Source organism: Pseudomonas sp. G3-19 (assembly GCF_054855875.1).
Genome location: NZ_JBMPIQ010000003.1, coordinates 4,892,292 through 4,912,117, shown reverse-complemented (window position 1 = coordinate 4,912,117; position 19,826 = coordinate 4,892,292). Strand labels below are relative to the sequence as shown.

Genomic DNA, 19,826 nt, shown 5'->3' with positions numbered 1-19,826 from the left:
GTCCTGACACCTCGGTCAGTCCCCTCTCCCTCCGGGAGAGGGTTAGGGTGAGGGGGCGGTTGAACAGGACACCACTAATGCCCACTGCCATATACCGCTTATTTCTGGCCTTGGCACTGCTGTTGCCGATGACTGCCTTTGCCGGCGACGCCGAAGACTTCGTCGCCGCCAATCCCGTGCAGCAAGCCAAACTGCTCGAAGCCTGGGCCGCGCAGCCCGAGCCGGCGCGTGTCGAGCTGATCAACGCCCTGCAACAAGGCGAATTGATCATCGACGGCCAGCCAAAAATCCTGCGTCTGAACAACCGCCTGCGGGGTCTGATCGACACCGCGTTGGCCAGCCACCAATTGCTCGCCGCCGACGCCAAAACCCGTCTGACTGCCGCGCAGCAATTGCAGAAAAGCGCGAAACCCGCGCAGCTGAAATTCCTCGACCAGCAACTGGCTGGCGAAAAAGATGAGAACGTCCACGCCGCCCTGAGCCTGGCCCTGGCCAACCTGCAATTGGTGGACAGCGATCCGGCAGTGCGTCTGGCCGCCGTGCGCCTGCTCGGTGAAACCGGCGATCCCCTGGCCCGCACCCGCCTCGAAGGCCTGCTCGAACCCGGCGTCGAAAGCGATGCCGGCGTGCGCACCGCCGCCGAAACCAGTCTGGCGCAGGTGAAACACAAACTGCTGGTCGGCGAAATCCTCGGTGAGGCGTTCAGCGGCATGTCCCTCGGTTCGATTCTGCTGCTCGCGGCACTCGGTCTGGCGATCACCTTCGGCCTGCTCGGGGTAATCAACATGGCCCACGGCGAGATGCTGATGCTCGGCGCCTACTCGACCTACGTGGTGCAACTGATGTTCCAGCGTTACGCCCCACAAGCCATCGAGTTCTATCCGCTGATCGCGCTGCCGGTGGCGTTCTTCGTCACGGCGGCGATCGGCATGGCGCTGGAACGCACAGTGATTCGTCATCTCTACGGCCGACCACTGGAAACCCTGCTCGCCACCTGGGGCATCAGCCTGATGCTGATCCAGTTGGTGCGCCTGCTGTTCGGCGCGCAGAACGTCGAGGTGGCGAACCCGGCGTGGCTGTCCGGCGGGATTCAGGTGCTGCCGAATCTGGTGCTGCCGTACAACCGCATCGTGATCATCGCTTTCGCTTTGTTCGTGGTGGTGCTGACCTGGCTGCTGCTGAACAAGACCCGCCTCGGCCTCAACGTGCGAGCGGTCACGCAGAACCGCAACATGGCTGCCTGCTGCGGCGTGCCCACCGGGCGCGTCGACATGCTCGCCTTCGGCCTCGGCTCGGGCATCGCCGGCCTCGGTGGCGTGGCGCTGAGCCAGATCGGCAACGTCGGCCCGGATCTGGGTCAGAGCTACATCATCGACTCATTCCTGGTGGTGGTGCTCGGTGGCGTCGGGCAACTCGCCGGCAGCGTGCTCGCCGCGTTCGGGCTGGGCATCGCCAACAAGATTCTCGAACCGCAGATCGGTGCGGTACTCGGCAAGATCCTGATCCTCGCGCTGATCATTCTGTTCATCCAGAAACGTCCGCAAGGCCTCTTCGCACTGAAAGGACGGGTGATCGACTGATGAACCAGCCTCTACTTGTCACGGCCACGCAAAAGGCCGGGCCGAAAGTCACCCTCGCCATCGGCGCGGTGATCCTCGCGCTGCTGATCGCTCTACCGTTGCTCTCGCTGTTGCCGGCGGACAGCGCGCTGCATGTCTCGGCCTACACCCTGACGCTGGTCGGCAAAATCCTCTGCTACGCCATCGTCGCTCTGGCGCTGGATCTGGTCTGGGGCTACGCCGGGCTGCTGTCGCTGGGCCACGGCCTGTTCTTCGCCCTCGGCGGTTATGCGATGGGCATGTACCTGATGCGTCAGGCCGCCGGTGATGGTTTGCCGGCGTTCATGACTTTTCTGTCGTGGACCGACCTGCCGTGGTACTGGAGCGGCACCAGCAGTTTTATCTGGTCGATGTGTCTGGTGGTGCTGGCACCGGGTCTGCTGGCGCTGGTGTTCGGCTTCTTCGCCTTCCGCTCGCGGATCAAGGGCGTGTATTTCTCGATCATGACCCAGGCCCTGACCTTCGCCGGGATGCTCCTGTTTTTCCGCAACGAGACCGGCTTCGGCGGCAACAACGGCTTCACCAATTTCCGCACGATTCTCGGTTTCGGCATCACTGAGCCGGGCACCCGCGCGGTGCTGTTTCTGGCGACCGTGTTGCTGCTGGTGGCGAGTCTGTTCATCGGCTGGCGTCTGGCGCAGAGCAAGTTCGGCCGGGTGCTGACCGCGCTGCGCGATGCGGAAAACCGCCTGATGTTCTGCGGCTACGACCCGCGCGGTTTCAAACTGTTCGTCTGGGTCTTGAGCGCGGTGCTGTGCGGTCTGGCCGGGGCCCTGTACGTGCCGCAGGTCGGCATCATCAACCCCAGCGAAATGTCGCCGACCAACTCGATCGAGGCGGCGGTATGGGTCGCCCTCGGCGGTCGCGGCACGCTGATCGGGCCGCTGCTCGGCGCGGGTGTGGTCAACGGCATGAAGAGGTGGTTCACCGTGGCCTTCCCTGAATACTGGCTGTTCTTCCTCGGCGCGCTGTTCATCGTCGTGACGTTGTATTTGCCCAAAGGCGTGATCGGCCTGCTGAAGAAACGAGGTGAACAATGAGAGTCACTGCGAGTGCTGAATTCATGCTCGAACCGGCGTTTTTCCCCGTGGAACCGAACAAGGACGAAGGCACCAGCCGTGACTCGATCGGCCTCGGCCAACGCGTCGGCCCGGGCCTCGACACCCGCCACGGCACGATCCTGACCCTGGAAGATATCAGCGTCAGCTTCGACGGCTTTCGCGCGCTGAACAATCTGAACCTGTACATCGGCGTCGGCGAACTGCGCTGCATCATCGGCCCCAACGGCGCGGGCAAGACCACGCTGATGGACGTGATCACCGGCAAGACCCGCCCCAGTCACGGCAAAGCCTGGTTCGGCGAAACCCTGGATCTGACGCAGATGAGCGAAGTACAGATTGCCCAGGCCGGCATCGGTCGCAAGTTCCAGAAACCCACAGTGTTCGAAGCGCTGAGCGTGTTCGAGAACCTGGAACTGGCGCAGAAAACCGACAAGTCGGTGTGGGCCAGTTTGCGCGCACGCCTGAGCGGCGAGCAGCGCGATCGCATCAGCGAAGTGCTGGAGACCATCCGCCTGACCACCTCGGTCAATCGCCCGGCGGGCTTGCTGTCCCACGGGCAGAAGCAGTTTCTGGAGATCGGCATGTTGCTGATGCAGGACCCGCAACTGCTGCTGCTCGACGAGCCGGTGGCGGGCATGACCGATGCCGAAACCGAATTCACCGCCGAGCTGTTCAAGTCGCTGGCCGGCAAGCATTCGCTGATGGTGGTGGAGCACGACATGGGCTTCGTCGGCTCGATTGCCGATCATGTGACGGTGCTGCATCAGGGCAGCGTGCTGGCGGAAGGATCGCTGGAGCAGGTGCAGGAAAACGAGCGGGTGATCGAGGTCTATCTCGGCCGTTGAACTGCAAACACCTTTCCAATGTGGGAGCGGGCTTGCTCGCGAATGCGGTGTGCCATTCAAGTTGATGGCGACTGATCCACCGCATTCGCGAGCAAGCCCGCTCCCACAGGGGGATTTGAGGAGATTTTGAGAATGCTGCAAGTCGACAAGTTGCACCAGTACTACGGCGGTAGCCACATCCTCCGTGGCCTCTCATTCGACGTAAAAGTCGGCGAAGTCACCTGCCTGCTCGGGCGCAACGGCGTGGGCAAGACCACCCTGCTCAAATGCCTGATGGGCCTGTTGCCCGCCAAGGAAGGCGTGGTGAACTGGGAAGGCCAACCGATTACCACGTTCAAGCCGCACCAACGTGTACACGCCGGGATCGCCTATGTGCCACAGGGCCGGGAAATCTTCGGCCGGCTCACAGTGGAAGAAAATCTGCTGATGGGCCTGTCACGGTTTCCCGGCAGTGAAGCGAAAGAAGTACCAGGTTTCATCTACGAATTGTTCCCGGTGCTGCTACAAATGAAGCAGCGCCGCGGCGGTGACCTGTCCGGCGGTCAGCAACAGCAGCTGGCTATCGGTCGCGCCCTGGCCAGTCGTCCGCGTTTGCTGATCCTCGACGAGCCCACCGAAGGCATCCAGCCCTCGGTGATCAAGGAGATCGGCGCGGTGATCAAGAAGCTCGCGGCGCGGGGCGACATGGCGATTTTGCTGGTTGAGCAGTTCTACGACTTCGCCGCCGAGCTGGCCGATCAGTACCTGGTGATGTCCCGGGGCGAGATCGTGCAGCAGGGTCGCGGTGAAAATATGGAGGCCGAGGGTGTACGAGGTCTGGTAACAATTTAATCTGTAGCTTCCTAACGATAATTACAAACCATGAACTTACCGCTTCCCACTGCCCTGTTTACCCCGAGCTGGCACGCCGAGCTGGAACTGGCCTACGCCCGCTTCGGCGACTGCACGCGCCCGGTTCAGCGCCGGCATCTCGGCCCGCTGCGCGTGCAAAAGCACCTGTATGCCGAAGGCCCCGAGGTCTGCCAGCACATCATCGTCCACCCGCCGGGCGGGATCGCCGGGGGTGACCGGCTGAACATCAGCGCCCGCGTCGAAGCAGACGCCTGGGCGCAGATCACCAGCCCCGGTGCGGCCAAGTGGTATCGCGCAGCGGGGCCGGCCTATCAGCAACTCGATTTGAAAGTGGCCGCAGGTGCGACGCTGGAGTGGCTGCCGCAGGAAACCATCGTCTACAGCGCCGCCCAGGCCGAACTCAGCACCTCGATCGAGCTTGAGGGCGATGCGCGGCTGTTCTACTGGGACGTGGTGGCGCTGGGCCGACCGGCCAGTGGCGAGCGCTTCGACCTCGGACACTTTCAAGCGCATCTGGATATCCGCCGCGACGGGCGATTGCTCTGGCACGAGCGTCAGAGGATTACTGGCGGTGACGGCTTGCTCGATTCGCCGATCGGTCTGGATGGCAATCCGGTGTTTGCGACGCTGTTGGTGAGCGGTGAAATCGACGCCGAGCTGCTGGAGCGGTGTCGCTCGCTGGGCCATGAGGTGCGCGGTGATCTGACCCAGTTGCCGGGGCTGTTGGTGGCTCGATGTCTGGCGTCAGAAGCACTGCTCGCCCGTGCCTGGCTCATCGATTTATGGCGTTTGTTACGCCCGGCTCTGCTCGGCCGCGAAGCCCAGCCCCCGCGAATCTGGAACACCTGAAATGCAATCCAACTGTGGGAGCGGGCTTGCTCGCGAAAGCGGTGTGTCATTCACACAGATGCTGGCTGACCTGCCGCTTTCGCGAGCAAGCCCGCTCCCACAGGAAATTTGTGCACATTTTTCAAACTGCCCTGATGGATACCCGCAATGGACCTGACCCCACGCGAAAAAGACAAGCTGTTGATCTTCACCGCCGGCCTCGTCGCCGAACGCCGACTGGCCCGAGGTGTGAAGCTCAACTACCCGGAAGCCATGGCCTACATTTCCGCCGCCCTGCTTGAGGGCGCCCGTGACGGCCAGACCGTGGCTGAACTGATGCACTTCGGCACCACCCTGCTCAGCCGCGAGCAGGTGATGGAAGGCATCCCGGAAATGATCCCGGAGATCCAGGTCGAAGCGACGTTTCCCGACGGCACCAAACTGGTCACCGTCCACCAACCGATCGTCTGAGGCCGCGCCATGACCTACACCATTCGCGATGCCCTGCACGCCGACCTGCCTGCAATCCGCGACATCTACAACGACGCAGTGCTCAACACCACGGCGATCTGGAACGAATCGGCGGTCGACCTCGGCAATCGCCAGGCGTGGTTCAGCGCCCGTCAGGCCCAGGCCTACCCGATTCTGGTGATCGTCGACGCCGACAACGTTGTGCTCGGCTACGCTTCCTTTGGCGACTGGCGGCCGTTCGACGGTTTCCGCCATACCGTCGAGCACTCGGTCTACGTCCGTAGCGACCAGCGCGGCAACGGCCTTGGCCCGCAATTGATGAGCGTGCTGATCGAGCGGGCCAAAGCCTGCGACAAGCATGTGATGGTCGCCGCCATCGAAAGTGGCAACGCCGCTTCCATTCGTCTGCATGAACGCGCCGGTTTCAGCATCACCGGACAAATGCCGCAAGTCGGCACCAAGTTCGGTCGCTGGCTCGATCTGACCTTCATGCAACTGACCCTCAATCCTGGCGCCCAGCCGCCGGTCGCCAACAAGGAGTGATACGCGATGAACCCCGCCCAACTGCGACGCGTCAATGCGGAAAGTTTTGCGCACTATCGTCAGGGCCTGATTGATCTGCTGCTCGACGCCGTGGGTTATGGCGCCAGCGTCGGCTTCATGGCCGACCTCGATGCCGCGCAGGCCCGCGCCTATTTCGATGAAGTGCAGCAACAAGTGAACAAGGGCAGCGTGTTGCTCTGGGTGGTGGTCAAGGATGAAGAGGTGCAGGCCAGCGTGCAGTTGGGCCTGTGCCAGAAGGCCAACGGCCTCAATCGTGCCGAGGTGCAAAAACTGCTGGTGCGCGAACAGGCGCGGCGACGCGGCCTCGGCCAGCAGTTGATGAATGCGCTGGAGCTCGAAGCGGCCAAGCACAAGCGCGGCATGCTCTACCTCGACACCGAGGCCGGTTCGCCCGCCGAAGATTTCTACAAGGCCCTGGGTTACACCCGTGCCGGCGAAATTCCCGACTACGCCTGCGACCCGCACGGCACGTATCGCCCGACCGCCCTCTACTACAAGATTCTGCAAGGAGCCCGGCCATGATTCCCGGCCAGTACCAGATCCAGCCCGGCGACATCGAATTGAATGTCGGCCGCCGCACCCTCAGCCTGAAAGTCGCCAACAGCGGCGACCGACCGATTCAGGTCGGCTCGCACTATCACTTTTTCGAAACCAACGACGCGCTGACCTTTGATCGCGCGGCCAGCCGTGGCATGCGCCTGAATATCCCGGCCGGCACCGCGGTGCGCTTCGAACCGGGGCAGAGCCGCGAGGTCGAGCTGGTGGAGTACGCCGGGCATCGCCGGGTGTTCGGCTTTGCCGGGCGGGTCATGGGTGATCTCTAAGTAATGCGGTGTCTGCTCTGGCCCCTTCGCGAGCAAGCCCGCTCCCACATTCGACCGCGTTCCTTCAGTTGAAATGCGGTCAATTGTGGGAGCGGGCTTGCTCGCGAATCTGTGAGCGCAGCGAACAGCCTCAAAGACCATTGAATTCCAAGGCGAACACATGAAGATTTCCAGACAAGCCTACGCCGACATGTTCGGCCCCACCGTCGGCGACAAGGTGCGCCTGGCGGACACCGAGTTGTGGATCGAAGTCGAAAAGGACTTCACCACCTACGGCGAAGAAGTCAAATTCGGCGGCGGCAAAGTCATCCGCGACGGACAGGGCCAGAGCCAACTGCTCGCCGCCGAAGTGGTCGACACGCTGATCACCAACGCGTTGATCATCGACCACTGGGGCATCGTCAAAGCCGACGTCGGCCTCAAGGACGGGCGGATCGCCGCGATCGGCAAGGCCGGTAACCCGGACGTACAGCCCAACGTGACCATCGCCATCGGCGCCAGCACCGAGGTGATCGCCGGTGAAGGCATGATCCTCACTGCCGGCGGCATCGACACGCACATCCACTTCATCTGCCCGCAGCAGATCGAAGAAGCGCTGATGAGCGGCGTCACCACCATGATCGGCGGCGGCACCGGGCCTGCCACCGGCACCAACGCCACCACCTGCACCTCTGGCCCGTGGCACCTGGCGCGCATGCTGCAGGCCGCCGACGCGTTCCCGATGAACATCGGCCTCACCGGCAAGGGCAACGCCAGCCTGCCGGAGCCGCTGATCGAGCAGGTCAAGGCCGGCGCCATCGGCCTCAAACTGCACGAAGACTGGGGCACCACCCCGGCGAGCATCGACAACTGCCTGAGCGTCGCCGACCAGTACGACGTGCAGGTGGCGATCCACACCGACACCCTCAACGAATCGGGTTTCGTCGAAACCACCCTCGGCGCGTTCAAGGGCCGCACCATTCACACCTACCATACCGAAGGTGCCGGCGGCGGCCACGCGCCGGACATCATCAAGGCCTGCGGTTTCCCTAACGTGCTGCCGAGCTCGACCAACCCGACCCGGCCGTTCACCCGCAACACCATCGACGAACACCTCGACATGCTGATGGTCTGCCACCACCTCGACCCGAGCATCGCCGAAGACGTGGCGTTCGCCGAAAGCCGTATCCGCCGCGAAACCATCGCCGCCGAAGACATCCTCCACGACCTCGGCGCGTTCTCGATGATCAGCTCCGACAGCCAGGCCATGGGCCGCGTCGGCGAAGTCATCACACGCACCTGGCAGACTGCCGACAAGATGAAAAAGCAGCGCGGCCCGCTGCCGCAGGACGGCGAAGGCAACGACAACTTCCGCGCCAAGCGCTACATCGCCAAGTACACGATCAACCCGGCGATCACCCATGGCATCAGCCATGAGGTGGGTTCGATCGAAGTCGGCAAATGGGCCGACCTGGTGCTTTGGCGTCCGGCGTTTTTCGGTGTGAAACCGACGCTGATCCTCAAGGGTGGCGCCATCGCCGCCAGTCTGATGGGCGACGCCAACGCGTCGATTCCAACCCCGCAACCGGTGCACTACCGCCCGATGTTCGCCAGTTACGGCGGCTCGCTGCACGCTACCAGCCTGACGTTCATCAGTCAGGCCGCGCAGGAGGCCGGGTTGCCCGAGGCATTGGGCCTGAAGAAGAAAATCAGCGTGGTCAAAGGCTGCCGCGACGTACAGAAAACCGACCTGATCCACAACGATTACCTGCCGAACATCGACGTCGATCCGCAGACCTATCAGGTCAAGGCTGACGGCGTGCTGCTGTGGTGTGAACCGGCCGAGACCCTGCCGATGGCTCAGCGCTACTTCCTGTTCTGACGCACGGCAAAAGGCCCCGGTTTCGTGTCTTGCGCACGATCCCGGGGCCTTTTTCATGTCGCTGGAAAAGCACTGTGCAAACGGTCGTGTATTTCCCGCCAAAGGGGCTAATATTCGATTCGCTCCGCCTTTTTTCAGGAACTGCCCATGCGTCTTTCCGAGTTCATCGTGGCCAATATCGACCCTATCGTCGATGAGTGGGAACAGTTCGCCGCGACCATCACGCCGGCCGCCGACTATCTGGATTCCACTGCGCTGCGCGATCACGCCAGCGAGATTCTGCGGGCCGCCGCCCGCGACATGAACAAGCCGCAAAGCCCCGCCGAACAGGCTGCCAAAGCCAAGGGCGAAGGCCCGGAAAAGACCCCGAGCCTGGACGAGGCCGGCGCCAGCCATGGCGAACTGCGCCACACCGTCGGTTTTGACCTGGTGCAGATGACCAGTGAATTCCGCCATTTGCGTGCCTGCGTGATCCGCCTGTGGGTCAACAGCCTTGAATCGCCGGACATGACCTATTTTCAGGACATGATCCGTTTCAACGAAGCCATCGACGAGGCACTGGCCGAATCCACCGCGGCCTACGCCGAGCAGGTCAATCGCTCGCGGGACATTTTCCTCGCCATCCTCGGCCATGACCTGCGTGCGCCGCTGCAGGCGGTGAGCATGTCCACCGAACTGCTGCTGCGCAAATCCAGCCTTGAAGGCGATGCCCTGGCCTGCGCCCAGCACATCAAGCGTGGCGCGCGGCACATGGCGACGATGGTCAGCGATCTGCTGGAACTGGTGCGCAGTCGTCTGGGCCGTAGCCTGCCGATCGAGCCGGCACCGATGGATCTTGCCGTTGCGGCGCGAGCGGCGATCGCCGAAGCCTGCGCCGGTCAACCGCAATCCGATCCCAGGCTCACCGTGCACGGTGACACCAGCGGCGTGTGGGACGCCGGACGGATCGACCAGTTACTGCAAAACCTGATCGGCAATGCCTTGCAGCACGGTGCCAACCAGCGCGACGTGACCCTCGATCTGCGTGGCGAGGGCGACCACGTGTGCCTGTCGGTGCACAACTACGGCACACCGATTTCCGAAGAGGCGATCGGTACGATTTTCGACCCGCTGGTGCGCAGCGCCGACGAAGAACTCGGGCAGCCTTCGACCAGCCTCGGGTTGGGTCTGTTTATCGTCAAGGAAGTGGTGACCGCCCATGGCGGGACGATCGATGTCAGCTCGAGCGAGGCTGACGGGACGTTGTTCAGTGTGGTGTTGCCGAGAAAGGTTTAAGCAGGCTTACCGCGTAATCGTTCTTCGCGAGCAAGCCCGCTCCCCCATTCGACCGCGGTTCTCCAGTTGAAAAGCAGTCAAATGTGGGAGCGGGCTTGCTCGCGAAGGGGCCCGCAAAGACACTCAAAAACCAACGGTAAAACTATTCGACCACCAAACGCCCCAACCGCTGGCGCAGCATGCGATTCTCGGCTCGCAGTTCCTTCACTTCATCCAGCAGATCAAGTGCCAGGGCGACGCCCTCCCACTCCAGCTCCAGCTCGCGCCGCAACTTCGCGGCGCGCTTGGCCAGGCTCAGCTCGTAGTCGGTGAACCGCCATTCCCGGGGCTGCGCGCCCTGAGGTTCGAGGATGCCGTGTTCGACGATTTCGATCACGTAGACGTCCGACAGATCGGCCGCCTCACAGAATTCTGCCATGTCCAGTTGAACGATCAGGGGGCTGCTCATGATGGGCTACTCCGTCGTCGGATTCAGAAGTTCTCGCGTGGGTTGAACGCAGCTTTTTTCGCCAGTTCCTGCCACAGCGCCTTGACCTCGTCGTCGGAGGTTTTCGGCATCACGGCCTTGAGCTGCACGAACAGATAACCGCGCTCACCGGCCTTGTTTTTCAAGCCATGACCCTTGGCGCGCATACGCTGGCCGTTCTGGCTGCCGGCCGGAACCTTGAGGTTGATCTTGCCGGTCAGGGTCGGCACGGCCACTTCAGCGCCCAGCGCCAGCTCCCACGGTGCCAATGGCAAGGTGATGATCAGGTTTTCGCCTTCGACATCGAATTTCGGGTGCGGCGCAAAGCGAATGGTCAGGTACAGGTCGCCATTGGCCCCGCCACCGATGCCCGGTGCGCCCTGGCCTTTGAGGCGGATGCGCTCGCCGTCGGTGACGCCCGCCGGGATCTTCACGTTCAGGCTCTTGCTGGTGTTGCTGACGTGCTGACCGTTGGCGTTGTATTGCGGGACCTGAAAGCTGACCTTCTTCGACTCGTCCGACAAAGTCTCCTCAAGGAAGACCGGCAGTTCCATTTCCACGTCTTGCCCTCGGCGCCCTGCACTGCGTTGTTGCCGACCGTCGCCACCGAAACCGGCGCCGCGATTGCCGAAGATCGAACTGAAGAAGTCCGAGAAGTCGCCGGTGTCGCCACCGCCGCCGCCAAAACCGCCACGGCTCTGCCAGCCCGGCGGGCCCTGGAACGGCTGACCGTGCTGGCCATAACGGCGCAGCTCGTCATATTCGGCGCGTTTGTCGGCGCTTTTCAGCGCTTCATAGGCTTCCGAGGCGTCCTTGAACTTGGCCTCGGCGTCTTTTTCCTTGCTGACATCGGGGTGGTATTTGCGCGCCAGCTTGCGATAGGCAGCCTTGATCGCCTTGTCGTCCGCTGTCGGCTCCACGCCGAGTATCTTGTAATAGTCTTTGAAGTCCATCGAAGGAATCACCATCCGTTATCGATTTCGCGCCGAGGCCAGCATGCGCTCATTCGCGCGTGCCGGGTTGACCGATCTCAAGTTTGTGACCGGGTGGCGCAGCAGAAGTTTATCGGCAGTGGACGACGGTTCTTGCGACCGCCGGTATGTCTGCCGGCCCATGCCAGCAAGTTTGGGGCGAAGCTGCGACTTTCAAGAAGCTTAGTCGCGAAATAGCAGATGACCGGCCTTCGAATCTGCCGCGCACTGACATACACTGCGCGGCCGTTTTTTGACCGGAACCCGAAAGACATGAACAACGCCTCTCCAGCCCGTGCCTGCGGTATCGACTTCGGCACCTCCAACTCCACCGTCGGCTGGCTGCGCCCCGGCATGGAAACGATGATCGCGCTGGAAGACGACAAGATCACCCTGCCGTCGGTGGTGTTCTTCAACATCGAAGAGCGCCGTCCGGTTTACGGTCGTCTGGCCCTGCACGAATACCTGGAAGGCTACGAAGGCCGGCTGATGCGCTCGCTCAAGAGCCTGCTCGGTTCCAAGCTGATCAAGCACGACACCAGCGTTCTCGGCACGGCGATGCCGTTCAAGGATCTGCTGGGGCTGTTCATCGGCCAGCTCAAGAGCCGTGCCGAAACGGCCGCCGGTCGCGAGTTCGAACAAGTGGTGCTGGGGCGTCCGGTGTTTTTCGTCGATGACGACCCGCTGGCTGACCAGGAAGCCGAAGACACCCTGGTCGAAGTGGCACGCAAGCTCGGCTTCAAGGACGTGTCGTTCCAGTACGAACCGATCGCTGCAGCATTCGACTACGAGTCGACCATCGAAAAAGAAGAGCTGGTGCTGATTGTCGACATCGGCGGTGGTACTTCGGACTTCTCGCTGGTACGTCTGTCGCCCGAGCGTCGCGGCATGGACAACCGTCACGATGACATCCTCGCCACCGGCGGCGTGCACATCGGCGGTACCGATTTCGACAAGCAACTGAGCCTGCAAGGCCTGATGCCGCTGTTCGGCTATGGCAGCCGGATGAAGAGCGGCGCCTACATGCCGACCAGTCACCACATGAACCTGGCGACCTGGCACACCATCAACTCGGTGTATTCGCAGAAATCCACCCTGGCGCTGGGCAGCATGCGCTACGACATTGAAGACACCGGCGGCATCGACCGGTTGTTCAAGCTGATCGAACAGCGCGCCGGGCACTGGCTGGCGATGGAAGTCGAAGAAACCAAGATCCAGTTGACCCACGCCGACAGCCGCCACGTACCGCTGGACCGTATTGAGCCGGGCCTGAGCGTGGAACTGAGCCGCGCCCTGTTCGAATCCTCCATCGACGCCTTGCTTGAGCGCGTGCGCGGCAGCGTTACGCAGCTGTTGAACGATGCCAACGTGTCGGTGGCTCAGGTCGATACGGTGTTCTTCACCGGCGGTTCAAGCGGCATTCCGGCACTGCGCAACAGCGTTTCGGCGATGCTGCCGAATGCGCGACATGTTGAAGGGAATATCTTTGGCAGCATTGGCAGCGGTCTGGCGATTGAGGCGATGAAGCGCTACGGTTCGATGGCCTGATCCAGAATCAGCGGCGCGCCATTCGCGAGCAAGCCCGCTCCCACAGGATCACACTGAACCTGTGGGAGCGGGCTTGCTCGCGAAAGGGCACTTTCAAACGCTATAAGGCTTGAATCAAACCATCCCGCCCAGCTTCAACTCACTCTTCAGGTACGCGTAATAAATCGGCCCCGCCACCACCCCCGGCAGGCCGAACGCGGCTTCGAACACCAGCATCGCCAGCAGTAATTCCCACGACTTGGCACTGATCTGCCCGCCGACGATGCGCGCGTTGAGGAAGTATTCGAGCTTGTGGATAAAGATCAGATAGCCCAGCGCCGCCACCGCCACCCAGATCGACAGCGACAGACCGACGATGGTGATCAGCGTGTTCGACATCAGGTTGCCGATCACCGGCAGCAGGCCGAGCAGGAACGTCAGGACGATCAGGGTCTTGGTCAGCGGCAGCTTGATGCCGAACAGCGGCAAGACCACCACCAGGAAAATCGCGGTGAAGAACGTGTTCAGCAGGGAAATCTTGATCTGCGCGAAGACGATGTTGCGAAAGGCTTGAACCACCAGATGCAGACGGTCGAACAGGGCGGCGGCCAGCGGTTTGCGTTTGGTCAGATCCGGTACTCGCTGCAGAGCAATGATCGCGCCGAGAACCATGCCAATCAGCAGGGTGACAAACATGTGCGCCGCGTCCTTGCCTACCAGTTGCAGCTCGGACAGATGCTTGCTCGCCCATTCGCCGATGGCCACGCGAAATTCCGCAGCGCTGGCCGGCAGGTAGGCATCGAGGAACGGCGGCAGTTGGCCGCGCGCGCGATCGACCACGCCCATGAATTTGTCGAGCGAGGCGCCCGGATTTTCCGCTTCGTGCAGCAGGAAACTGATGGCGCCAGCAAAGATCAGCGCCAGCACACTGACCACCAGGGTGCCCAGCAGCGCCACCGCCAGCCAGCGCGCACGCCGACCTTCGATCAGCCGTTGCAGTTGCGGGGTGAGCATGTTGACCAGCTCGAACACCAGCAAACCGGCCAGCAGGCTGGGCAACAAGCGCAGCGGCAACGCCAGCAACAAACCGCCGCAAATGATGATGCAGCTGACCCAAAACACAACATGACGCTCAGAAAACGTTGGCATACAGCCTCAAAACGAACGGCGTAAAAGGATTGGCAGTCTGCCAGCGATCCGGGGAGAGCACTAGGGATATGCAGGGGCTATTGTCGTGCTCAATGGCCCCTTCGCGAGCAGGCTCGCTCCCACATTGGAATGCGCACTCCTGTGGGAGCGAGCTTGCTCGCGAAGAGGCCAGCCCGCTCACCACAAGACTCAAGTGCTTACTTTTTCTTCAGGCAATCACTCATGAAGGTCTTGCGCGCATCGCCGGTCAGCGCCTTGGTTTTCGCGTCGGCGTTGCAGGTTTTCATTTTCTCCTGCTGCGGGGTCAGCACTTTGCCGTCATTGGCGGCCGGTGCAGCCTTGAGGCAAGTGCTCATGAAAGTCTTGCGCTCGTCGCCCTTGAGGCTTTTGGCGGTAGCGTCAGCATTGCAGGTGGTCATTTTGTTCTGTTGCGCCGTGGCGGCGAAACCCTGGGAACACAGGAGCAGACCGATCATCAACAAAGGGACACGCAACATCTTCATGGAGTTTTCTCCTTGTCGCCGCATCGATGGATGCGGCCTCCGCTGAAGTGTAGCCAAATCTTGTTACACCTTCCTGCCTTCCACGTGGCTACGCCGATACTGTTCCGGCGTACACCCGGCCTGCCGGGCAAACATGGCAATGAACGCCGAGCCGCTGCTGTAGCCGAGATCGAAAGCGATTTCCTGCACGCTCTTCGTGCTTTCCAGCGCCTCGATCGCCGCGAGATAACGCAGGCGCTGACGCCATTCGCCGAAACTCAGTCCCAGTTCGCGCACGAACTGCCGGGCCAACGTACGCTCGCTGACGTGCACTTGCGCCGCCCAGTGGGCCAGCGGGAGGTTATTGCCCGGATCGGCCTGCAAGGCGTCGAGGATCGCCAGCAACCCGGGATTGCTTGCGTACGGCAGATAACATTCATGCACCGGCGCCTGTTGCAATTGATCGACCAACACCTGGGCCAGACGCTGGTCGGCATCCAGTTCGGGGATTTTCACGTCGCGGGCGGCGAAGTCCTTGAGAATCGCCTTGAGAATGTCGCTGATTGCCAGCGTGCAGGCGCGCGGCGGCAGATCGGCGCAAACCTTCGGATCGAGGCACACCGCGCGGTAGTTGACCGGTTGATGGCTGTAGAAACTGTGCTCGACCTGCGGCGGCACCCACACCGCGTAGTGCGGCGGCGACATGAAGCGGTTGCCGTCGACGTCCATGTGCAGCACACCGTGGGCCGCGTACTCCAGCGTGCCCCACGGATGACGGTGCGGCGCCGCGTATTCATGGGCGTTGAAGTCGGCATAGCGAAAGTACACCGCCGACGGCAGTTCGCTGAAATCCAGCAGATCGATGTGTTTGCTGTTCATGCTGTCCGGTTGCAGTGGCAGGTTGTCCGGTTCGCAGTATAGGGCTGCATCCAGACAGGCGATAATCACCGTTCATCAACGTTCTGGTTTTAACCCATGCAATACGCGTTTCCCCTGCTGGCGATTTTCATCTGGGCCGGCAATACCGTGATCAACAAACTGGCGGTCGGGGCGATCTTCCCCGCCGAGATCGGTTTCTACCGCTGGCTGCTCGCCGGTCTGCTGTTCACCCCGTTCATGCTCAAAGCGGTGATCGCGCACTGGCCGCAGATCCGCCCGAACTTGGGCAAGATCTTCATCCTCGGCGTGCTCGGGATGGCGGTCTATCAAAGCCTGGCCTACTTCGCCGCGACGCTGACCACGGCGACCAACATGGGCATCATTTTGTCGCTGATGCCGCTGATGTCGCTGGCTATGGCAATCATCAGCCTCGGCCAGCGCCTGACCGCTGGGGCATTGTTCGGCGCGGTGCTGTCGTTCGCCGGCGTGCTGGTGGTGGTGTCGTCCGGCAGCCTCGGCGCGCTGCTGCAACATGGAGTGAACCTGGGTGACGCGATGATGCTGATCGCCACCCTGGCCTACGCGATCTACAGCACCCTGCTGAAAAAATGGCAGCTGCGCCTGCCGCCGCTGGTGTTGTTGTACCTGCAGGTGCTGGTGGCGATTGTGGTGCTGTTTCCGCTGTACGCCGCCTCGCCGAAAACCGGCTTCACCGCGCAGAACATTCCGCTGGTGCTGTACGCGTGCCTGCTGGCGTCAATGCTTGCGCCGCTGGCGTGGATGCAGGCGGTGCAGCGTCTGGGGCCGAGCCGCACGACGTTGTTCTTTAACCTGCTGCCGCTGATTACCGCGCTGATTGCGGCGGTGGTGCTGAAGGAGCAGTTGGCGATGTATCACCTGGTGGGTGGGGTGTTGACATTGGGTGGGGTGATTCTGTCGGAGCGCTGGACCACCGTTCTAGGCCGAAAACTCAGCGTTGCCTGATCTGGCCCTGTGGTGAGGGGATTTATCCCCGAAGGGGCGCGAAGCGACCCCGCTATTTATCTCAAAACAAGGGCTGCTGCGCAGCCCATCGGGGATAAATCCCCTCGCCACAAAAGCGAGTCACAATCCGGCAGCCTTTAGCCGCGCCGCATGCTCGACAAACAACCGCACCGGATCCGCGCCCTTCCCCACCAGCCCCAGCGACTGATTGACGATGTCGAAGTGATCCAGCGGATAGTCGTCGCCAATCACCGTGCCGAGGTGCGAGCTGTAACGCCCGACCATCCCGTCACACTGCCCCGGCTCACGCACGAAGGTTTTTGCGAACAAGCGGCAGCTGCGGTTGGTGCCGTCGAACAGGTTGCCACCGCGATCAGTTTTGCCCGGTTGCAACGTCCCCGACCACGAGTAATAACGCACGCCGTTGACCTCTTCCGGCCCGTGACCGCCCCAGGTCTCGGGCAGGCCCTGTGGATAACGCTGATTGAACAGCGCCACGCCTTCGCTGGTCAGCGATTGATGCGAAGCGTGGATGTCCACCGGCAGTTTCGGCCCGTGATAACCGGTTTCCAGCAACGCCATCAGCCAGCCGACAAAACGCAACAGCACCTCCAGCACGCGGCCCTTGGCGCTGTTCGCCGGGTAGTGTTTCTGCAGATAGTCGGCCAGTTCAGAACCGTGATTGGGCCCGGCTACGGACGTTACCGAGGCAATCAAATCCGGTCGTTTGGCGGCGGCATAACGCGCGGTCAACGAGCCCTGGCTGTGGCCGAACAGATTGACCTTGGCGGCGCCGGTCTCGCGCAGAATTTCGTCGATGCGCGCCAGCAACTGCTCGCCACGCACCTCGGTGGAATTGAGCGGCGATACCTGCACCGCAATCACCGTCGCCCCGCCACGGCGCAACGCCTTGATGATCCCGTACCAGTACGGATACAGCAGCAGCCGGATAAACCCGAGCATGCCCGGCACCAGTACCAGTGGATAACGTGTCGCCGAACTTTGTGACATGGGCAAACATCCTTGTGGTCGCTGAGTGGATGCCAGACGTGCAAAACGCCCGCCAAGCCTCCTCCCTGATGATGACAACTGCACCATCAGCCTACTTCAGGCCCACCACCCCCGCCACAATCAGCCCCACCGACAGCAGTTTGACCAGGGTCAGACTCTCGCCGAGCAGGGCAAAACCGAGAAACACCGTGCCCAGCGAGCCGATCGCCGTCCAGATCGGATAGGCGATGCTCACCGGCAACTCGCGCAGCGCCAACGTCAGGAAGTAAATCCCGCCAATCGCCGCCACCACCGTGATCAGCGACGGCCACAAGCGGGTGAAGCCTTCGGCGTACTTCATGCCCATGGCGAAAGTCACCTCGAAACCGGCGGCGATCAGCAGGCACAGCCAGGCCACTTAGAACGTCCGGGCGAGGTCGAGCAAACGCTGCTCGGCCTCGGCCACTGATACCGCGAAGGTGCGCTCGGCCGACTCCTCGCCCTCGGCCGCGACCACGCTGACGTCGTTGATGCCGATAAAGCCCAGCGCGGTGCGCAACCACGGATCGGCATGGTTCAACGCTTCCAGTTCGCCGCCGGGGCCGAAGCCGAACCCGCCGCGACTGGTGACGATCAGCGCTTTCTTGCCTTGCAGCAGCGGCGTGTACTGGGCCACGCCGTTGTCCAGGGTGTGGTCGAACGTCAGGCCCAGACGCACGATCTGATCGACCCACGCCTTGAGGCCGCTGGGTACGCTGAAGTTGTACATCGGCGTGGAAATCAGCAGCAGGTCATGCTCGAACAACTCGCCGACCAGTTGATCGCTGAGCGCCAGATCGGCCTGCATCGACAGCGGCCGTGCTTCGGGTTCAGGGTAAAAAGCAGCCGCCACGAACGCTTCGTTGACCGCTGGAATCGGCGCCCGTCCGACTTCACGGCGGGTGACCTGCGCCTGCGGATGACGTAATTGCCAGGCACTGAGAAAGCTTTCCGCGAGGCGCCGTGAATGCGAACGGTCACCCCGTGGACTGGCATGGATCGCAAGAATCTTGCTCATCTGAATCTCCTTGGGACTAGACTTGAATGGCTGTGTAGCGCCAGATTGGCGCCGACCCGCCGCTGTCTCAAATGAGCAAAAATCAGTCGGGATGAATTTGTTTCATCCATGGAGTATTCAATGTTCGCCTCGTTGCCGCTGACCGCCCTGCGCGCCTTCGAATCCGCTTCGCGGCTGTTGAGCTTCAAGGCCGCTGCCGAAGAGTTGTCGGTTACGCCGACGGCGATTTCTCATCAGATTCGTGCACTGGAAGACTGGCTCGGCGTGACGCTGTTCGAGCGTTTGCCGCGTCAGGTGCGCCTGACCGAAGGGGGCGAGCGACTGTTTCGCAGCCTGCACGGGGCGCTACTGGAAGTCGCGCAAAGCGTCGACACCCTGCGTCCGCAACGCAGCGGCAGCAACCTGACACTGTCGACCACCGCCGCGTTTGCCGCGCTGTGGCTGGTGCCGCGCCTCGGAAGGTTTTATGCGCAACACCCGCACATCAACGTGCGCCTCGATACCCACTGCGAAGTCATCGACCTGCATCAGGACGCCAGCGTCGATCTGGTGCTGCGCTATAGCCTCGACGATTACCCCAACCTTTACGGCCTGTGCCTGTTCGATGAGACCTTCGGCGTGTATGGCTCGCCGGAACAGGTGGCGCTGGCCGCCCGGCGCACGCCGGCGCTGATCAGCGTGCGCTGGCACAACTCGAAGCTGTATGCCCACGGTTGGGAAGCGTGGTGCGCTCGCTCCGGCGAGCGCTGGCTGAACCAGCATCCGGCGATCCGCGAATACGACGAAGAGCACTACGCCTTGCAAGCGGCGATTGCCGGGCAAGGTCTGGTGCTGGCGAGCAATATTCTGGTCTCGCAGAGCGTCGCCAGTGGGTTGCTGGTGCCGTACAAGGGGCAGGTGCAAGTCAATGGTGCCGGATACAGCGCGCTGTGTGTGCCGGGACGGGAGCGGCATCCGCCGGTGCGGGCATTTTTTGCCTGGTTGCGCGAAGAAGCGCAGTTGTCCGGGCTGGTACCAAGGTCGCCGGAAATCTCATAAAACTTTTTGCGTCGCTCAGGACTCACAACTTGGGTAACCGATCACGCCTGTAGAGCGTGGCGCCATTGGATTAGCCTCCTGGA

General features: G+C 62.1%; 22 protein-coding genes. 14 read left to right on the top strand and 8 right to left on the bottom strand.

Annotation, left to right across the window (positions count from 1 at the left end; translation table 11 throughout):
• Nucleotides 1-77 precede the first annotated feature (77 nt).
• The 11 genes from urtB (at nucleotide 78) to ACOYXI_RS22385 (ending at nucleotide 10,200) form a co-directional block, all read left to right on the top strand.
• On the top strand, nucleotides 78-1,580 hold the full coding sequence (gene urtB / locus ACOYXI_RS22435; protein WP_461675311.1) for an urea ABC transporter permease subunit UrtB: 1,503 nt from the start codon (nucleotides 78-80) through the stop codon (nucleotides 1,578-1,580).
• Complete coding sequence (urtC, locus tag ACOYXI_RS22430; RefSeq protein ID WP_461675310.1) at nucleotides 1,580-2,659, top strand: urea ABC transporter permease subunit UrtC; 1,080 nt, start codon at nucleotides 1,580-1,582, stop codon at nucleotides 2,657-2,659. Before urtB ends, urtC begins: the two co-directional genes overlap by 1 nt.
• Nucleotides 2,656-3,525: an urea ABC transporter ATP-binding protein UrtD gene (urtD, locus tag ACOYXI_RS22425; protein ID WP_086794501.1), complete on the top strand. Its 870-nt coding sequence runs from the start codon at nucleotides 2,656-2,658 to the stop codon at nucleotides 3,523-3,525. Before urtC ends, urtD begins: the two co-directional genes overlap by 4 nt.
• A gap of 132 nt (nucleotides 3,526-3,657) precedes the next feature.
• Entirely contained in the window at nucleotides 3,658-4,356 is a 699-nt protein-coding gene (urtE, locus tag ACOYXI_RS22420) for an urea ABC transporter ATP-binding subunit UrtE (protein WP_098966990.1), read from the top strand.
• A gap of 30 nt (nucleotides 4,357-4,386) precedes the next feature.
• On the top strand, nucleotides 4,387-5,226 hold the full coding sequence (locus tag ACOYXI_RS22415; RefSeq protein WP_461675309.1) for an urease accessory protein UreD: 840 nt from the start codon (nucleotides 4,387-4,389) through the stop codon (nucleotides 5,224-5,226).
• A gap of 147 nt (nucleotides 5,227-5,373) precedes the next feature.
• Nucleotides 5,374-5,676: an urease subunit gamma gene (gene ureA / locus ACOYXI_RS22410; protein ID WP_007915951.1), complete on the top strand. Its 303-nt coding sequence runs from the start codon at nucleotides 5,374-5,376 to the stop codon at nucleotides 5,674-5,676.
• A 9-nt stretch (nucleotides 5,677-5,685) separates the two neighbouring features.
• Entirely contained in the window at nucleotides 5,686-6,219 is a 534-nt protein-coding gene (locus ACOYXI_RS22405) for a GNAT family N-acetyltransferase (RefSeq protein ID WP_047600616.1), read from the top strand.
• A gap of 6 nt (nucleotides 6,220-6,225) precedes the next feature.
• On the top strand, nucleotides 6,226-6,762 hold the full coding sequence (locus tag ACOYXI_RS22400) for a GNAT family N-acetyltransferase (protein WP_027613558.1): 537 nt from the start codon (nucleotides 6,226-6,228) through the stop codon (nucleotides 6,760-6,762).
• A complete protein-coding gene (locus tag ACOYXI_RS22395) occupies nucleotides 6,759-7,064 on the top strand; it encodes an urease subunit beta (RefSeq protein WP_098966985.1) in 306 nt (101 codons plus the stop codon). The genes ACOYXI_RS22400 and ACOYXI_RS22395 overlap by 4 nt, the downstream gene beginning before the upstream one ends.
• A 160-nt stretch (nucleotides 7,065-7,224) precedes the next feature.
• Entirely contained in the window at nucleotides 7,225-8,925 is a 1,701-nt protein-coding gene (gene ureC, locus ACOYXI_RS22390) for an urease subunit alpha (protein ID WP_134785318.1), read from the top strand.
• 147 nt (nucleotides 8,926-9,072) lie between these two features.
• A complete protein-coding gene (locus tag ACOYXI_RS22385) occupies nucleotides 9,073-10,200 on the top strand; it encodes a sensor histidine kinase (RefSeq protein WP_027613555.1) in 1,128 nt (375 codons plus the stop codon).
• Between the two features lie 142 nt (nucleotides 10,201-10,342).
• Here ACOYXI_RS22385 and ACOYXI_RS22380 read toward each other — a convergent pair whose 3' ends face one another.
• Together ACOYXI_RS22380 and ACOYXI_RS22375 are read right to left on the bottom strand one after the other, a co-directional pair.
• Nucleotides 10,343-10,648 (bottom strand): chaperone modulator CbpM, encoded by a 306-nt coding sequence (locus tag ACOYXI_RS22380; RefSeq protein ID WP_027613554.1) that lies wholly within the window; start codon nucleotides 10,646-10,648, stop codon nucleotides 10,343-10,345.
• Between the two features lie 23 nt (nucleotides 10,649-10,671).
• Complete coding sequence (locus tag ACOYXI_RS22375) at nucleotides 10,672-11,619, bottom strand: DnaJ C-terminal domain-containing protein (RefSeq protein WP_027613553.1); 948 nt, start codon at nucleotides 11,617-11,619, stop codon at nucleotides 10,672-10,674.
• A 291-nt stretch (nucleotides 11,620-11,910) separates the two neighbouring features.
• Here ACOYXI_RS22375 and ACOYXI_RS22370 point away from each other — a divergent pair, with 291 nt between their 5' ends.
• A complete protein-coding gene (locus tag ACOYXI_RS22370; protein ID WP_098966982.1) occupies nucleotides 11,911-13,185 on the top strand; it encodes an Hsp70 family protein in 1,275 nt (424 codons plus the stop codon).
• A gap of 114 nt (nucleotides 13,186-13,299) precedes the next feature.
• On the opposite strand, the gene ACOYXI_RS22365 is transcribed toward ACOYXI_RS22370, so the two are convergent.
• From ACOYXI_RS22365 to ACOYXI_RS22355, 3 genes are all read right to left on the bottom strand, one after another.
• The gene (locus ACOYXI_RS22365) at nucleotides 13,300-14,313 is read right to left on the bottom strand and encodes an AI-2E family transporter (protein WP_027613551.1); all 1,014 of its coding nucleotides are present in this window, start codon (nucleotides 14,311-14,313) and stop codon (nucleotides 13,300-13,302) included.
• 197 nt (nucleotides 14,314-14,510) lie between these two features.
• Nucleotides 14,511-14,816, bottom strand: coding sequence for a PsiF family protein (locus ACOYXI_RS22360; protein WP_007966973.1), 306 nt, complete (start codon nucleotides 14,814-14,816; stop codon nucleotides 14,511-14,513).
• A gap of 63 nt (nucleotides 14,817-14,879) precedes the next feature.
• Nucleotides 14,880-15,674: an AraC family transcriptional regulator gene (locus tag ACOYXI_RS22355; RefSeq protein ID WP_134787546.1), complete on the bottom strand. Its 795-nt coding sequence runs from the start codon at nucleotides 15,672-15,674 to the stop codon at nucleotides 14,880-14,882.
• 96 nt (nucleotides 15,675-15,770) lie between these two features.
• Here ACOYXI_RS22355 and ACOYXI_RS22350 point away from each other — a divergent pair, with 96 nt between their 5' ends.
• The gene (locus tag ACOYXI_RS22350) at nucleotides 15,771-16,658 is read left to right on the top strand and encodes a DMT family transporter (RefSeq protein WP_108181533.1); all 888 of its coding nucleotides are present in this window, start codon (nucleotides 15,771-15,773) and stop codon (nucleotides 16,656-16,658) included.
• Nucleotides 16,659-16,778: 120 nt separating this feature from the next.
• On the opposite strand, the gene ACOYXI_RS22345 is transcribed toward ACOYXI_RS22350, so the two are convergent.
• The 3 genes from ACOYXI_RS22345 to ACOYXI_RS22335 form a co-directional block, all read right to left on the bottom strand.
• A complete protein-coding gene (locus tag ACOYXI_RS22345; protein WP_461675308.1) occupies nucleotides 16,779-17,669 on the bottom strand; it encodes an alpha/beta fold hydrolase in 891 nt (296 codons plus the stop codon).
• A gap of 91 nt (nucleotides 17,670-17,760) precedes the next feature.
• Nucleotides 17,761-18,066, bottom strand: coding sequence for a DMT family transporter (locus ACOYXI_RS22340; RefSeq protein ID WP_097089887.1), 306 nt, complete (start codon nucleotides 18,064-18,066; stop codon nucleotides 17,761-17,763).
• Nucleotides 18,067-18,705: an FMN-dependent NADH-azoreductase gene (locus ACOYXI_RS22335; RefSeq protein ID WP_134785317.1), complete on the bottom strand. Its 639-nt coding sequence runs from the start codon at nucleotides 18,703-18,705 to the stop codon at nucleotides 18,067-18,069.
• A gap of 108 nt (nucleotides 18,706-18,813) precedes the next feature.
• Here ACOYXI_RS22335 and ACOYXI_RS22330 point away from each other — a divergent pair, with 108 nt between their 5' ends.
• Entirely contained in the window at nucleotides 18,814-19,743 is a 930-nt protein-coding gene (locus ACOYXI_RS22330) for a LysR substrate-binding domain-containing protein (protein WP_461675307.1), read from the top strand.
• Nucleotides 19,744-19,826: the final 83 nt, after the last annotated feature.

What these genes read in the sequence shown, in the direction of transcription:
- urtB (WP_461675311.1), top strand. Translation starts at nt 78, where the DNA reads ATGCCCACTGCCATATACCGCTTATTTCTGGCCTTGGCACTGCTGTTG.
- urtC (WP_461675310.1), top strand. Translation starts at nt 1,580, where the DNA reads ATGAACCAGCCTCTACTTGTCACGGCCACGCAAAAGGCCGGGCCGAAA.
- urtD (WP_086794501.1), top strand. Translation starts at nt 2,656, where the DNA reads ATGAGAGTCACTGCGAGTGCTGAATTCATGCTCGAACCGGCGTTTTTC.
- urtE (WP_098966990.1), top strand. Translation starts at nt 3,658, where the DNA reads ATGCTGCAAGTCGACAAGTTGCACCAGTACTACGGCGGTAGCCACATC.
- ACOYXI_RS22415 (WP_461675309.1), top strand. Translation starts at nt 4,387, where the DNA reads ATGAACTTACCGCTTCCCACTGCCCTGTTTACCCCGAGCTGGCACGCC.
- ureA (WP_007915951.1), top strand. Translation starts at nt 5,374, where the DNA reads ATGGACCTGACCCCACGCGAAAAAGACAAGCTGTTGATCTTCACCGCC.
- ACOYXI_RS22405 (WP_047600616.1), top strand. Translation starts at nt 5,686, where the DNA reads ATGACCTACACCATTCGCGATGCCCTGCACGCCGACCTGCCTGCAATC.
- ACOYXI_RS22400 (WP_027613558.1), top strand. Translation starts at nt 6,226, where the DNA reads ATGAACCCCGCCCAACTGCGACGCGTCAATGCGGAAAGTTTTGCGCAC.
- ACOYXI_RS22395 (WP_098966985.1), top strand. Translation starts at nt 6,759, where the DNA reads ATGATTCCCGGCCAGTACCAGATCCAGCCCGGCGACATCGAATTGAAT.
- ureC (WP_134785318.1), top strand. Translation starts at nt 7,225, where the DNA reads ATGAAGATTTCCAGACAAGCCTACGCCGACATGTTCGGCCCCACCGTC.
- ACOYXI_RS22385 (WP_027613555.1), top strand. Translation starts at nt 9,073, where the DNA reads ATGCGTCTTTCCGAGTTCATCGTGGCCAATATCGACCCTATCGTCGAT.
- ACOYXI_RS22380 (WP_027613554.1), bottom strand. Translation starts at nt 10,648, where the DNA reads ATGAGCAGCCCCCTGATCGTTCAACTGGACATGGCAGAATTCTGTGAG.
- ACOYXI_RS22375 (WP_027613553.1), bottom strand. Translation starts at nt 11,619, where the DNA reads ATGGACTTCAAAGACTATTACAAGATACTCGGCGTGGAGCCGACAGCG.
- ACOYXI_RS22370 (WP_098966982.1), top strand. Translation starts at nt 11,911, where the DNA reads ATGAACAACGCCTCTCCAGCCCGTGCCTGCGGTATCGACTTCGGCACC.
- ACOYXI_RS22365 (WP_027613551.1), bottom strand. Translation starts at nt 14,313, where the DNA reads ATGCCAACGTTTTCTGAGCGTCATGTTGTGTTTTGGGTCAGCTGCATC.
- ACOYXI_RS22360 (WP_007966973.1), bottom strand. Translation starts at nt 14,816, where the DNA reads ATGAAGATGTTGCGTGTCCCTTTGTTGATGATCGGTCTGCTCCTGTGT.
- ACOYXI_RS22355 (WP_134787546.1), bottom strand. Translation starts at nt 15,674, where the DNA reads ATGAACAGCAAACACATCGATCTGCTGGATTTCAGCGAACTGCCGTCG.
- ACOYXI_RS22350 (WP_108181533.1), top strand. Translation starts at nt 15,771, where the DNA reads ATGCAATACGCGTTTCCCCTGCTGGCGATTTTCATCTGGGCCGGCAAT.
- ACOYXI_RS22345 (WP_461675308.1), bottom strand. Translation starts at nt 17,669, where the DNA reads ATGTCACAAAGTTCGGCGACACGTTATCCACTGGTACTGGTGCCGGGC.
- ACOYXI_RS22335 (WP_134785317.1), bottom strand. Translation starts at nt 18,705, where the DNA reads ATGAGCAAGATTCTTGCGATCCATGCCAGTCCACGGGGTGACCGTTCG.
- ACOYXI_RS22330 (WP_461675307.1), top strand. Translation starts at nt 18,814, where the DNA reads ATGGAGTATTCAATGTTCGCCTCGTTGCCGCTGACCGCCCTGCGCGCC.